Source organism: Corynebacterium flavescens (genome assembly GCF_008693105.1).
GTDB lineage: Bacteria > Actinomycetota > Actinomycetes > Mycobacteriales > Mycobacteriaceae > Corynebacterium > Corynebacterium flavescens.
Genome location: NZ_VXKK01000033.1, coordinates 39,385 through 53,520, shown reverse-complemented (window position 1 = coordinate 53,520; position 14,136 = coordinate 39,385). Strand labels below are relative to the sequence as shown.

Genomic DNA, 14,136 nt, shown 5'->3' with positions numbered 1-14,136 from the left:
GACCTAGCAAGAAGTGGGCTTAATGATGCCAGGCGCCCTCAAGCCTGGCATCATGGAATCCATGAATACTCCTGTGTTGATTGGCATTATCGTCGCGGTGGCGCTTATTGTGCTGCTCATTCTCCTGATTGTCGTTGGCAAAAAGCGCGGGGAGGCCAAGCAGGTTTCCTTCGAAAAACCAGAGGATGAGAAGCCCAAGGAGCTTACCCAGGAACAAAAGTCTGGGAACTACCAGGCAAAATCTGGCTTCAACTTTGCTCCAGCCACTGCGCCTCAGGAGCGCGAACCTGTACGCAAGCTACAGGGGCAGCAACAGGATCACCAGGCTGAGCAGCTTAAGGATGCCACGGCGATAGCCAATGCACAGTTGGCGGGCAAGGATCCTTCTGCCGTCGCTGAGACAGCCCGCACCGCGCAACCGGCAACACAAGCACAAGATGAACATCCCCTTGAGGATCAGTCGGAGGAGACTCAAGTGGCAACGTCCCCTGATGAAGCTACCTCCGCTGAGGAAACAACTTCGGTCGATGAGGCCGTGGAAGCACAGGAAGTAGAAGAAGCAACGTCTGATGCGCCTGCTGCGGAGGCTGCTAAGCCCGAGGTAGAGCCCGCACATCTTGCCCTTGAAGCATCTCCCGATGAAGACACCGTGGAGCCTACTCCTAAGGAAGAAACCGCCGAGGAGACTCCCCAGGTCCAGGACGCCGCGGAAAACGCAAAGGAAACCCCTGAAGCTGCTGAATCCACAGGAGAAGAAGCAGAAGCCACCGCAGCCTCTGCTGAAGAGGCGGCAGCGGCCGCAAGCGCACAGGTGGAGTCGGCGCAAGAAGCCTTGGCACAGGAGCCTGGCGAGCAGGAGGTTTCTGAGGACGTCGAGGTAGTTGAGGCCCCTGCGAAGCCGCAGGAGGATATTGCCCCGGCCGGCGGCCGCTTGGGACACCTGCGTGGGCGCTTGTCCCGTTCGCAGAATGCTATTGGCCAAGGACTGATGGGTATTCTCTCAGCCGGCGATCTCGATGAGGACGCGTGGGAGGAGATCGAGGACACCCTCATCATGGCGGATCTAGGGACCAAGTCCACGCTTAAGGTGACGGAATCCTTGCGCGAGAAGATTGCGCAACAGGGTGTCTCCAGCGAGGAGGAAGCTCGCGATATGCTGCGTGCCGCGCTCATTGAGGTTGGCCACCTCGAGATGGACCGCTCAATTAAGGCCATGCCCAACGAAGGAAAGCCTGCTGTCATCATGGTTGTCGGTGTCAATGGCACAGGCAAGACCACGACTACTGGCAAGCTGGCCCGCGTGCTCGTGTCTATGGGGCGCACAGTATTGCTCGGGGCCGCTGATACCTTCCGCGCCGCTGCGGCCGATCAGCTAGAGACCTGGGGCCGTCGCGTGGGAGCGTCAACCGTTCGCGGCAAAGAGGGGGCGGACCCTGCTTCTGTTGCTTTCGACGCCGTTGCTGCTGGTGTGGACAAGGGAGTGGACGTGGTCCTCGTCGATACCGCCGGGCGTTTGCACACCTCGGTTGACCTCATGGATCAGCTAGGAAAGGTCAAGCGCGTTGTGGAGAAAAAGGCCGCGGTCGACGAGGTCTTGCTCGTCCTCGATGCCACGGTTGGCCAAAACGGTCTCACCCAGGCGCGGATCTTCCGCGATGTCGTAGACATCACCGGTGTGGTTCTTACTAAGCTGGATGGCACGGCCAAGGGCGGAATTGTATTCCAAGTTCAGGAGGAGCTCGGGGTTCCAGTCAAGCTCGTCGGGCTTGGAGAGGGCGCTGATGACCTTGCGCCATTCGAGGTTGAAAGCTTCGTCGACGCATTGCTAGGGGAGAAGTAGCGCCCTTTGTTTTTCTTTCGAAAGGTAGAAATAGCGAGGTAGATACTTCCTTCGAATAATTGCCGTCCAGCCCGTGCGTGAAGGACAATAACCGCAGTTAAATCCGGTTATTGTGGCCATCGCGTGCGGGCTGTGATGTGTGTAGGAACCTATCGGGTGATAGCCTGGGAACACTGTGTTTTCTCTATTCCAGTTGTTCATTAGTATTCCTATGTCCCTGGGATAGCTGAGAATCCTGCACTCTCTATGTCGATGATCTCCACCCCAGTAAGTGAGGCAAGTTTTCCGTGACGCTGCTCTATGTGATTCTCCTTGCATCCGCAGCCGTAGTTCTCGCCCCTGCAACGGTGAAAGTCGCAGATCGCGCCGCAGGCTATCCGCTGGCCGCAGTCTTTATCTTTGCGGCAGCGCTCCTTGCCCGTCACTTGCCCGAGGTGGGTAGGGGACAGGTACTGGAGTTCTCTCTGACGTGGGTCAAGGACTTCCTAGCCCCCGGAGTAGACATTAATTTTTCCCTGCGCGGCGACGCGTTGGGACTCTTCTTTGCCCTGTTGGCGCTCGTCATCGGTGCGGTGGTTTTTGTCTACTCGGCTGCCTACCTCCCCAAAGGCAAGGGCAGCACCAGCTTTTATGTGCTGATGACGGCCTTTACTCTGTCGATTCTGCTGCTGGTCTTGGCCGATGATGTGGTCGTGCTGTTCCTTGCTTGGGAACTGGTATCTCTGGCTTCTTTCCTTCTTATAGCGCGCTCCGGAAAAGCCGGAGAGGATGGCTCGCAGCGAACCCTGATCCTCACCTTTATCGGAGGATTGACTCTTCTAACGGCGGTGGCCATTGCGGCTACCTCCGCAGGAACCACAAATCTAACGGAGATCTTGGCATCCCCGGTATGGGGCGAAAGCCCAGCCCTGAGTGCTTGGGTGGCGCTCCTGGTCGCAATCTCGGCCTTTAGCAAGTCCGCGCAGTTTCCCTTCCACTTCTGGTTGCCGGAAGCCATGGCTGCCGCGACTCCGGTCTCGGCCTTCCTGCACGCGGCTGCGGTTGTCAAAGCCGGCATCTACCTTCTGTTGCGCTTTTCCACCATTTTCCACGACGTCGCGTTATGGAACTGGCTGCTTATCGTGGTGGGCATGGCTACGGCGGTGATGTCTGCCGTGTTCGCCTTGCAAAAGACTGACCTGAAGAAGCTCACCGCTTATTCCACGGTCTCGCACCTGGGCTGGATCGTGGCGACAATCGGTGTGGGTACTCCGCTGGCGATTACCGCTGCGGTGGTGCATACCCTGGCCCACGCCTTGTTTAAGTCCTCCATCTTCATGTTGATAGGCGTCATCGATCATGCGGCGGGCTCACGCGATATTCGCCGGCTCGGAGTCTTATGGAACAAGCTGCCCTGGACCTTTGGATCTCTGCTCATCGGCACGGCCTCTATGGCCGCGGTCCCACCGCTGCTGGGATTCGTTTCCAAAGAGGGGATGCTCGCCGCTTTTGAGGAGGCTCCCATAGGAACCGGCCCGCAGATCATTCTCTTGGTGGCAGCGGCTGTCGGTGCATTCTTTACATTCAGCTACTCGGCGAAGATCATCTTCGGAGCCTTCTTCGATGGTCCACGCCCCATGGATGGCGTACACGAGGCGCCAGTACGCCTGTGGCTGCCAGCCGCCTTGCCCGGTGTGCTCTCCCTGCCCTTGGTATTCATGCTGGGCTCCTTCGATCGCCCGGTCGACGCCATTGCCCAGTCCATCGGTATGACGAGCCGCTCTCACCTGAGCTTGTGGCATGGCATCACCGTCCCGCTGCTCATTTCCGTTGCCGTGCTCATCGCGGGCGTGGTAGCTACTGTTTACCGCCGCCAGCTATGGGCGCTGGTGGAGGACAAGGCTCTCTTCCCACGTAGCGGCAACGAAGCCTTGAGTGCAATTCAAAAAGCGAGCCAGAAGTTGGGCAAGGCAGCCGGCAAGATGTCGGATACCCACAACCCCTCCTTCTTGCTGCTGCCGATCATCATCTTGATCATCGTCCTAGCTGGCGCGACCTTGCTTGGAGAAGGCATCGACGGAGTTCCGCTTGCACCGCGGGTGTCAGGCCTAGACAATGCCTGGGATCTAGTGCCTTTGGCCATCATTGCGCTGGCAATGAGCGGCCTCGTGCGCACCCGAAACCGCCTGACTGGGGCTGTCCTCATCGGCATGGTCGGCGTGGGCGTGACGTTGCAGATGCTGCTCATGGGCGCACCGGACGTGGCGTTGACGCAGTTTACTGTCGAAGCCCTTTCCGTCATCGTCATGATGATGGTGCTGCGCTATCTACCGGAGAAGTTCCAGCCGGTGCGCAATAAGCCGCGCTGGATAAGCTCCATCGTCATCGCCATTCTGGCCGGTATAGCCGCATTCCTGGCGGTGTGGGCGCTCATCGGCCGCCACGAACGCTCTGACTTGGCGTTGTGGTATCTCAAGGAGGCTCCCGGGATTACCGGTGGTGACAATGTCGTTGCCACCATCATCGTTGAGTTCCGTGCTCTTGATACCTTGGGCGAGCTTTCCGTGCTGGGCATGGCCGCTGTCGTCATCGCTGCCGTCGCTGCTTCCTTGCCTCGCTTCCCCTTCACGCCGGGCACGCGCCCAGCTCCCTTCGGCCAATCGCAGCTGAACTCGGTGCCGCTGCGCAAGGTGCTCGTCCTCGTGGTACCGGTGCTGGTCATCGTTTCTGTCGTGGTATTCTTCCGCGGACACAATGCCTCCGGCGGCGGATTCCCCGCGGCGCTGATTATGGGCGCTGCCATCGGGTTGACGTACCTTTCGCGCGGCTCCGATGAGATTGTCTTTGGCAAGATGACTCCTATTCACCTCACCGGCATCGGAATCATCGTGGCGCTTTCGGCCGGATTCATCGGCTACTGGCACGGTGGATTGGGCAACGGCGGCTTCCTTACCGCGATTCACGGCCATGCCTTTGGCCAGCACTGGACCACCTCGCTCATTTTCGACCTCGGCATCTACCTCGCGGTGCTTGGCATGCTCACCATGGCGATCAACGCCTTGGGTGGATATCTTCGTCCCGGTACGGAACGCGAGTACTTGCCTTGGATCCACGACAAGGACTCGGCGCTACCGGATACCCCGCGGGTGGTCCTCGAGGACGAGGACGATCCTTATCCCGAACCGATTAATCCCTCGAGCAATCCGTTGGCTTTGCTCAACAAGGCCGAGGCACGAACCAAGAAAGAGTCCCCACGAGCCGTGCGTAAACGCGAGGGGGAGAACTAATGATTCTGGCATTAACCATTGCAGTACTCGTCGGCGGAGCCGTCTACCTCATCCAACAGCGCGGGCTAGTCCACATCGTGCTGGGAATGATGTCCTTTGGGCACGGCGTCAACCTGACGCTTCTGGCCACGGGGGTCTATTCCTACCGCGGAGAGGCCTTTCCCTCCCGGGTTCCTTTTGAAGAGATGTCCGATCCGCTACCGCAGGCCTTCGTCCTCACAGCGGTTGTTATTTCGATGGCCACCTCGACCATCCTGCTAACCATGGCGGCCATGGGAGCCAATGACGACACCAATGTCGTCGAGCCGGTGGATGACAACACCGTGGATCACGCTTTTTCTACCTTGGGGCGTGACTCGCAGAATCGAGAGATCCTAAGCCGCTCGGACGAGCACATGCACGCGCTGCGGCGCGGTACCCCGCCGGCTGCGCACGAGAACCCTGCCTCCGCAGTTGCTGATGGGGCAGAGGGACGCCGCGACCAAGACAATGACAAGAATGAGGAGGCATAAATGAATGACCTAGTAAGTCAGCTCCTCCCGCTGTTCCCGGCAGTGCCACTGGTCTCTGCGGCTTTTGCGCTCTTGGCCCCATGGCGTAGGGTGCGCGATTCCATCATGGTTATAGTCCCCGGCATCGGCATCTTTGCCGGGCTGGCGCTCTTGGTCTATACGCTAAACGAAGGCGTGGTTGCGCACTCGGTGGGCCTCTACCGCGGCAACGCCGGCATTTCTTTCGCGGCGGATTCTTTCTCCGCGCTCATGATTGTCAGCACGATGATCGTGGCCTTCGGCGCCAACTGGTTCGCCATTGTCAGCGGGGAGACCAAGTCCCGCTACTATCCCTCCCTGACGCTTATCCTCATCACCGGCGTCTGCGGTGCTTTGCTTACAGCGGATCTCTTCAACTTCTTCGTGTTCATCGAGGTCATGTTGTTGCCTTCCTACGGGCTCATCACGATGTCTGGCACGTGGTCACGCCTGGCGGCGGGTCGCGCATTCGTCTTGGTTAACCTTTTCGCCTCCACCTTGTTGGTGGTCGGCGTTGGCTTCATGTACTCGGTGACCGGCGTGGTCAACCTTGCGGCCCTGGAGGGCGCTGCGGCCGGTAATGGTCCTGCCACCGTGGCCGGTGCCATCATTGTCATCGCTATTATCACCAAGGCCGGCATCTTCCCCGTGCAGTCGTGGCTCCCGCGCACCTATCCAGGCACCTCGGCCGCGGTCATGGGGCTCTTCTCGGGCCTGCACACCAAGGTCGCGGTGTACATGCTCTATCGCCTCTACGTCCATCTTTTCGGCATGGATGAGCGCTGGGGAGTGCTCATCATCGTCCTGATGCTGGTATCGATGCTGGTGGGCTCCTTCGGCGGGCTCGCGGAGAACTCCATCCGCCGCGTCCTGGGCTATCAGATGCTCAACGGCATCCCCTTCATCGTCATCATGCTGGCCTTCAGCACCGCGGATCCGCAGCGCGCTCTGGCTGCAGGCATCTTGTACACCGTCCACCATATGCTCACCCTTGGCTCGCTCATCCTTGCCTCCGGCGCCATCGAGGAAACCTACGGCACGGGCCGCCTGAGGAAGCTCTCAGGCCTAGCACGCCGTGATCCCATCATTGCCTGGATATTTGCCGCAGGATCCTTCGCGGTGGTGGGATTCCCACCCTTTTCCGGTATGTGGGGCAAAGTCCTCATCGTTGTTGAGATCGCGCGGGATGGCGGGATCTGGGCCTGGGTATCCATCGCCGTTATCATCATCGCCTCCTTTGCCGCTTTCCTGGCCATGCTGCGCGTGTGGCGCAAGGTATTTTGGGGCAAGGACCTCCCCGCGGAAAAGGTCCCAGATGAGCTCGTTATTCGCAAGAAGCTGATGGCTCCCTCGGCCGCATTGATCTTGGGTTCCGTGGCGATGTTCGTCTTCGCCGGTCCCGTCATCGGAGTCGTGGAGCAGGCTGCTGGGGACTTGCTCAACACCGACGCCTACGTCGACGCCGTGCTTGGCGACGACCCCGTGGCCATGCCCGATCTCGACTCCATTCAGGAGGGCCGTTAAATGCATGTCATCTTCTACATTCCATGGCTCATCAAGGAGATCTTCGTCTCCGGCTTCACGCTGGCCTTTGCCTCCTTCAAGCGCGATACGGGATATCGCCCGGTCATCGTGAGGTATCCGCTCCGCGTGACCTCGGCGTGGCAGATCTTTTGGTTCAGCACCTCTATCACCGCCACCCCAGGTACTCTCTCGCTGGGCTTGCGTGAGCCCACGCGCGAGGGAAACCCGCGCATCCTTATCGTGCAGGCGGTGATGGGATCCGATCCCGCAGAGGTCGTCGCGGGGTTGGCGGATATGGAGCAGCGCATGGCTCCGCACGTCAAGGAGATTGACTATGGTGTGCCTGGCCAGGGCGAGCATGCGGAGTTGGACCCAGCCTTTTATGAGTATCCCCTGGAGACCCTGGGCAGGCAGATGCGTGCTCCCGATATGGTCGGGGAAGAGGACACCCCACTGGCGGCATCGGAGGCGGAGAAGTTCTCCGTGTGGCCCGTGCGGGCGCGGCGCGACCAAGGCGAGAGGAAGTAGCAGATGTTTGATCCTGGATCCTTGAGTCCCTTTGGCTGGGTGGTGACCGTGTGCATCGCGGTCATGGCCGGCTCGATCATGGCGGGCATCATCCTCGCCTTACGCAGCCGCGACGAGCTAACGCGGACCGTGCTTTCTGATCTGGTCTTCTACGGCATGCTGTGCGTCTACTTTTCGTGGTCGCTGCTCAATGACGCCGCCCTAGTCTACGACATCGCGGTACTGGGTGCGATTGCTGGCGGTGTGCTGCCCACGCTGTCGATGGCACGCGTTATTTCGAAAGGACGTCGTTAAGCATGGCTCTCTATGAAGTCTTCGCCTCGATCCTTCTGGTGCTGGCTACCGTCATGGTCGTTGCCACCGTTATTGCCCTGTGGCGCGCCCCAGATGCCCTGACAAGAGTCAATCTCTTGGGCCCCACCGTGGGTGTTGCTGTCCCCTTGACCCTCGTGGCCAAGTTCATCGTTGACTGCGCACAGGAGGGCTTTTCGGTTGTGTCCTTCATTAAAGTCCTCATAGCCTGCGCTGGGATATGGGTAGTGGCCTCCGTGGGTTCCTTCTACATGGGGCGTTCCATCTACGGGGTGACGGTCACTGACGTTAAGTATGCGCGTCGCCGCTACGCCGAGATGGAGCGGGATGGTAACAATAAAGCTTAGGCGCGCGCTGTGATATATCTGTCGAGAGACTAAAACTTGCAGTTTCTATAGTCCTACCGATAATCTATTTCTTGTATCTATAAGACTATAGAAAAGTTGGTGAATGATGACTCCCGATCAGGTGACAGCGGTGGCGGGGAACTCGAGTTGGATGCTCATTAGCGCATCCCTCGTTCTGCTGATGACCCCGGCGCTCGCATTGTTTTATGGCGGTATGTCAGGCCGCCGCAGTGTCCTCAACATGATGATGATGTCCTTCGGGGCAATGGCCGTGGTCAGCATCATCTACGTCCTGTGGGGCTGGTCCATGTCCTACGCCACGACGTCGTGGGCAGGAATTACCGGAAGTCCCTTCGAGTTCTTTGGTCTCAAGGACCAAATCGTGGACGAGGCTGGAAACTACGTAGAGGGAGCCTCTGGCTACCCCAACATCATCGATATCGGATTCCAGCTCACCTTCGCGGTAATCTCCACTGCCCTCATCTCGGGTGCCTTGGCAGGCCGCGTTAAGTTCTCCACCTGGTTGGTATTCAGCGGTGCATGGGCCACCTTCGTCTACTTTCCGCTGGCCCACATGGTCTGGGGCGGGGGACTGCTCTCCCACGCTGAAAACTCTGTGTCTGCCTGGTTGTTCGGCGTCACCGACGGCGAAGCCACCATCGCTCCTATCGACTTCGCGGGCGGTACCGTCGTCCACATTTCCGCAGGTACTGCGGCCCTCGTCCTTGCCCTAGTCATCGGCAAGCGCCGCGGCTTCCCCAAGTCCATTGGTCGCCCGCACAACCTGCCCATGGTCATGACCGGCGCTGCCTTGCTGTGGTTCGGCTGGTTCGGATTCAACGGCGGCTCCGCCTTCGCGGCAGATGGTCTGGCAGGCCTGGCCTGGCTCAACACCACCGTGGCAACCGCAGCGGCGATGGCCGGCTGGATGGCAGTGGAAATGATTCGAGACAAGGCAGCTACCTCCTTGGGCGCTGCCTCCGGTATCGTCGCCGGGCTTGTCACCATCACCCCAGCTGCCGGCGCCCTGACCCCACTGACCTCCATTATCTTGGGGCTCATCGGCGGAATCCTGGCCTGCCTCGGCGTTGGTCTGAAGTTCAAGTTCGGTTACGATGACTCCCTTGACGTCGTCGGCGTGCACCTCGTTGCCGGCCTCTGGGGCACCATCGGCCTGGCATTCTTCGCCAGCGAGGGCGGCATCTTCACCGATGAGGTCGGACCTGGATTCAAGCTGCTGGCCGTGCAGTTCGCCATCGCCGTGGCAGCGATGCTGGTTTCCGGCATCGGAACTTTCATCATCGCCATCGTGCTCAAGGCCGTCATGGGCTGGCGCGTCGATGACGAGGTTGAATACAACGGTATCGACTACACCGAACACCGCGAGTCTGCCTATGACTTGCAAGGTCCGGACAATATGCGAAGCGGCTTGGTCTCGAGCGCTACTATGAAAGAAGAAGGAAGCAGCGGATCATCGCCCGTTATTCCGCCTCGTACCGAAGCTAAGGAGTAAGACATGAAACTGATTACCGCCGTAGTTAAGCCGTTTACGCTTCCCGATATCCGTGAGGCCCTCGAACAGCTAGACATTCACGGACTCACCGTCACCGAAACACAGGGCTTTGGCCAGCAGCGCGGCCACAGCGAGGTCTACCGTGGCGCAGAATATGCCACGGACTTCGTGCCCAAGGTTAAGCTGGAAGTCCTCGCCGTCGATGAATCCGTGGACGAAATCGTCAACGTCATCGTAGAAGCGGCCTTCACCGGAAAGATTGGTGATGGCAAGATCTGGGTTACCGCAGTCGAAGAAGTTATTCGAGTGCGTACCGGCGAGCGCGGAAACGCCGCTCTCTAAAGCGAGGTATTGTGACGCGCAATCCAGCGCAACTGCGTGACGAGGCATATAACAAGGCCTCGGAACTACTTAAGACCCTGGAGCTGCCTGCCGGCTACGCCCTGGCAGCTACGGGGTCTTTCGCACGCCGAGAGATGACCCCGCGCAGCGACATCGACCTCATCCTGCTTTATCCCGATGGAGAGTTGCTCGATGAGGAGAAAGCCTCGCAGCTGTGGTACCCGGTGTGGGATGCCAAGTATCACCTCGACTATTCCATGCGCACTCCTTCCGAGTGCGCCCAGATAGCGGCCGAGGATACGTCGGCGGGATTCGCCCAGCTCGACCTCAGCTACGTGGCCGGGGACAAGATGCTGGTGGATGAGGCCCGCGCCAAGATTCTGGCTGCCTGGCGTCTGCAGCTTCAGCGGCATTTTGAGGACTTCCTCGCCGCAACTATCTCGCGGTGGCGGAGATCAGGAACGCTTGCTGCTATGACCAACCCGGACATCAAGAACGGGCGCGGTGGTCTACGCGATATCCAGCTCCTGCGCGCCTTAGCGCTGGGAAACCTCTGCGATGCTCCGGATCTTTCTGGGCCGCGGCGCCTGTTGCTCGACGTACGCACGCTGCTGCATGTCCACGCGCGCAGGCACCGCGATACCCTCGATCCCGAGTTCGCGGCTGACATCGCCGCCGATCTCGGCTTCGCAGATCGCTATGAGCTCTCTGCCGCGCTGGTATCTGCCGCGGCTACCGTGGACAAGGCCGTAGAACGGGGTTTGAGCGCTGCCCGCGACCTCGTGGGACGCCGCAGCCACAATACAGTGCGCAAACCCCTTGACCTCGACGTGGTTGAGTCGCGCGGCTACGTTACCTTGGCGCGCAATGCGGACCTTGCTGACCCAGCCTTGGTGCTGCGCGTGGCGGCCGCCGCTGCGCGTACTGGCAAGAAGATCGATCCCGGCGTCTGGGGAAGTCTTGGCAGCCTGCCGCCCTTGCCCGAACACTGGATTTCTTCCTGCACGGACGCCTTCTTTGCTCTGCTCTCTTTTCCCACCCAGACCCATCGCGTCATAGCCCAGCTTGACGAGCACGGCCTGTGGGAGAAGATCGTGCCAGAGTGGCCGCATATTCGCGGCATGATGCCACGTGAGCGCACGCACCTGCATACCATTGATTTTCACAGCGTTCTTACTGTGGAGCGCTGCGCCGAGATGCGTACTCACGTGGCCCGGCCAGATCTCTTACTGCTGGCAGCTCTCTATCACGACATTGGAAAAGGCTATGGCCGTCCTCACGAGCAGGTGGGGGCGGAAATGGTGACCAAAATGGCCGCGAAGATGCGCTTGAACCTGGCGGATCGCTCACGTGTGCAGACGCTCGTGGCCGAGCACACCACGCTGGCCAAGATCGTCACCAGGATGGATCCCGCCTCAGATGAGGCGCGCGACGCGCTGCTCGACGCCGTGCATTTCGATCATCTCACGGTGAACTTGTTGAAGGTCTTGGCCAAGGCTGATGCCGAATCCACTGGCCCCGGGGTGTGGAACCAGCGTATGGAGCGTGGAATCGAGGTTCTTACTCGCCGAGCCCTCCGGGAGTTGCAGACCTTCGTTCCAGTGCGTCCCCGAGTCCATACCGAAGGCGAGATCGGGCTGCGTGCCAACGCTGCGGAGAAAGAGCTCACGATCTTCTGGCATGGTTCCTATCAGCGTGAGGTCATTCGTGTATTGGCTCTCATCGCGGCATTGGGCTGGAGCATCGTCAAAGTCAGGATGGCGCGCGTGAGTGCTGACTCCGAGCAGGGTCTCGATGCTGGCTATGCCGCAGAGTTCGACGTGCGCACAGCGCAGGAGTCTTTCGCCGCCGCCGCCGACGAAGACCGCTTCGTGCAGGCTTATAAGTCGGGGGTGTACACCGTTCTTCCTCCCATAGAGGGGGGCGCACCGGCAACTGCCATGTGGAATGCCGGTGGAGTATTCGAGGTGCGAACCCCCGATAGGCCCTACGTGTTTGGGCACGTGCTGGCCAAGCTGCCAGATTGTGAGTGGATTACGGTAGATAACCCGGGAGCGACCATGGTGCTGCAGGCACAGCCTATCGGGGACGTTTCGCGCGCCTCGGTGGTGAGAAATGTGACCCAGGTACTGGCGACCGGCTAAGCTGGGGGAGTTAAGAATTACCCCGAGTATTGAGGGAGCACTCAGAAGTGTTTGAGTCTTTGTCCGACCGCTTGCAATCTGCCCTATCGGGTCTGCGTGGCAAGGGCAAACTAACCGAGGCGGATATTAACGCCACCGCGCGCGAGATCCGTCTCGCGCTGCTCGAGGCCGATGTTTCGCTCAATGTTGTCCGCGGCTTTATCAAGCGCATCAAGGAGCGTGCTGCAGGCGCAGAGGTCTCCGAGGCGCTTAACCCGGCCCAGCAGGTCATCAAGATCGTCAACGAGGAGCTCGTTCAGATCCTCGGCGGCGAGACACGGCGTCTGCACCTAGCCAAGAACCCACCCACGGTCATCATGCTTGCCGGTCTGCAGGGTGCAGGTAAGACCACCCTTGCCGGAAAGCTTTCCAAGCACCTGGCCGGTCAAGGGCACACGCCTATGCTCGTGGCCTGTGACCTCCAGCGCCCCGGTGCCGTACAGCAGTTGCAGATTGTCGGTGAGCGTGCAGGAGTTCCTACTTTTGCTCCCGATCCCGGCACCTCCGTCGACTCTTTCGAGCACGAGATGGGTACCTCCCACGGTGATCCCGTAGCGGTGGCCAAGGCCGGTATCGAGGAAGCCAAGCGCACCCAGCATGACGTGGTGATCATCGATACCGCCGGCCGCTTGGGCATCGACGAGACCCTGATGACCCAGGCGCGCAACATCCGCGATGCGGTCAATCCTGACGAAGTCCTTTTCGTCATCGACTCCATGATCGGCCAAGACGCCGTGCATACGGCGGAGGCCTTCCGCGATGGCGTCGACTTCAGTGGCGTTGTTCTTACCAAGCTCGATGGCGACGCCCGTGGTGGTGCCGCGCTCTCTATCCGTGAGGTCACAGGCAAGCCCATCATGTTCGCCTCCACCGGTGAAAAGCTCGGGGACTTCGATGTATTCCACCCCGAGCGCATGGCCAGCCGCATCCTCGGTATGGGTGACTTGCTCTCCCTGATTGAGCAGGCTGAGCAGTCCCTGGATCAGAAGAAGGCCGAAGAAGCCGCAGCCAAAATTGGCTCCGGCGAGATGACCCTTAATGACTTCTTGGATCAGATGCTCATGATTCGGAAGATGGGGCCCATTGGCAACCTGCTCAAGATGATGCCCGGCGGCAGCCAGATGAGCCAGATGGCGGACATGGTTGATGAAAAGCAACTCGACCGAATCCAGGCCATCATCCGCGGCATGACTCCCCAAGAACGCACGGATCCCAAGATCCTCAATGCCTCGCGCCGCAAGCGCATCGCCACTGGTTCCGGTGTCAGCGTCTCCGACATCAACCAGCTCATAGAGCGCTTCAACGAGGCTAAGAAGATGATGTCGCGCATGGCCGGACAATTCGGCATGGGCGGCGGCCTGGGGCGCTCTGCTACCAAGAAGCAGGCCAAGGGCCGAAAGAACAAAAAGGGCAAGCGCAAGAAGGCCAAGGGCAACTCTTCGCGTGGTCCGCAGATGCCAGGTGCAATGCCCGGCATGGGCGGCGGTATGCCCGGCATGCCAGGAATGGGCGGCGGCATGCCTTCCATAGAGGAGCTGCAAAAACTCCAGCAGCAGATGGGCCAAGGCCAGGCGGGCCCATCGCCGAAGATGCCCAAGGGCATGGAGAACATCGACCTCAATAACCTCGATTTCGGCCAGGACAAGAAGTAGCGCTGGAAGTAGTGCCTTAAACAACTAACCCCCGCGATAAACCTCTTTTGTGAGGGGCATCGCGGGGTTTCTTCTCTCTCAGGAGAGAAACGAACTTCC

11 protein-coding genes are annotated in these 14,136 nt (G+C 59.7%); all 11 read left to right on the top strand.

What is annotated here, in order from left to right; translation table 11 throughout:
- The first annotated feature begins 22 nt into the window (after window positions 1–22).
- Window positions 23–1,840: a signal recognition particle-docking protein FtsY gene (gene ftsY / locus F4V60_RS07725; RefSeq protein ID WP_428840511.1), complete on the top strand. Its 1,818-nt coding sequence runs from the start codon at window positions 23–25 to the stop codon at window positions 1,838–1,840.
- A gap of 287 nt (window positions 1,841–2,127) precedes the next feature.
- Entirely contained in the window at window positions 2,128–5,106 is a 2,979-nt protein-coding gene (locus F4V60_RS07720; RefSeq protein ID WP_075730055.1) for a DUF4040 family protein, read from the top strand.
- Window positions 5,106–5,618 carry a cation:proton antiporter subunit C gene (locus F4V60_RS07715; RefSeq protein ID WP_075730054.1) on the top strand — a complete coding sequence of 171 codons (513 nt, stop codon included), beginning with the start codon at window positions 5,106–5,108 and terminating at the stop codon, window positions 5,616–5,618. The genes F4V60_RS07720 and F4V60_RS07715 overlap by 1 nt, the downstream gene beginning before the upstream one ends.
- The gene (locus F4V60_RS07710) at window positions 5,619–7,160 is read left to right on the top strand and encodes a monovalent cation/H+ antiporter subunit D family protein (protein WP_075730053.1); all 1,542 of its coding nucleotides are present in this window, start codon (window positions 5,619–5,621) and stop codon (window positions 7,158–7,160) included. It abuts the gene before it with no gap.
- Complete coding sequence (locus F4V60_RS07705; protein WP_075730052.1) at window positions 7,161–7,688, top strand: monovalent cation/H+ antiporter subunit E; 528 nt, start codon at window positions 7,161–7,163, stop codon at window positions 7,686–7,688. It begins immediately after the preceding gene.
- A 3-nt stretch (window positions 7,689–7,691) separates the two neighbouring features.
- The gene (locus tag F4V60_RS07700) at window positions 7,692–7,982 is read left to right on the top strand and encodes a cation:proton antiporter (protein ID WP_075730051.1); all 291 of its coding nucleotides are present in this window, start codon (window positions 7,692–7,694) and stop codon (window positions 7,980–7,982) included.
- 2 nt (window positions 7,983–7,984) lie between these two features.
- Window positions 7,985–8,347, top strand: coding sequence for a Na+/H+ antiporter subunit G (locus F4V60_RS07695; protein ID WP_075730050.1), 363 nt, complete (start codon window positions 7,985–7,987; stop codon window positions 8,345–8,347).
- Window positions 8,348–8,453: 106 nt separating this feature from the next.
- The gene (locus F4V60_RS07690; protein ID WP_075731195.1) at window positions 8,454–9,860 is read left to right on the top strand and encodes an ammonium transporter; all 1,407 of its coding nucleotides are present in this window, start codon (window positions 8,454–8,456) and stop codon (window positions 9,858–9,860) included.
- A gap of 3 nt (window positions 9,861–9,863) precedes the next feature.
- Window positions 9,864–10,202 carry a P-II family nitrogen regulator gene (locus F4V60_RS07685; protein WP_075730049.1) on the top strand — a complete coding sequence of 113 codons (339 nt, stop codon included), beginning with the start codon at window positions 9,864–9,866 and terminating at the stop codon, window positions 10,200–10,202.
- A gap of 8 nt (window positions 10,203–10,210) precedes the next feature.
- Window positions 10,211–12,346: a [protein-PII] uridylyltransferase gene (locus F4V60_RS07680; RefSeq protein WP_373862518.1), complete on the top strand. Its 2,136-nt coding sequence runs from the start codon at window positions 10,211–10,213 to the stop codon at window positions 12,344–12,346.
- A 47-nt stretch (window positions 12,347–12,393) separates the two neighbouring features.
- Entirely contained in the window at window positions 12,394–14,037 is a 1,644-nt protein-coding gene (gene ffh, locus F4V60_RS07675) for a signal recognition particle protein (RefSeq protein WP_075730047.1), read from the top strand.
- Window positions 14,038–14,136: the final 99 nt, after the last annotated feature.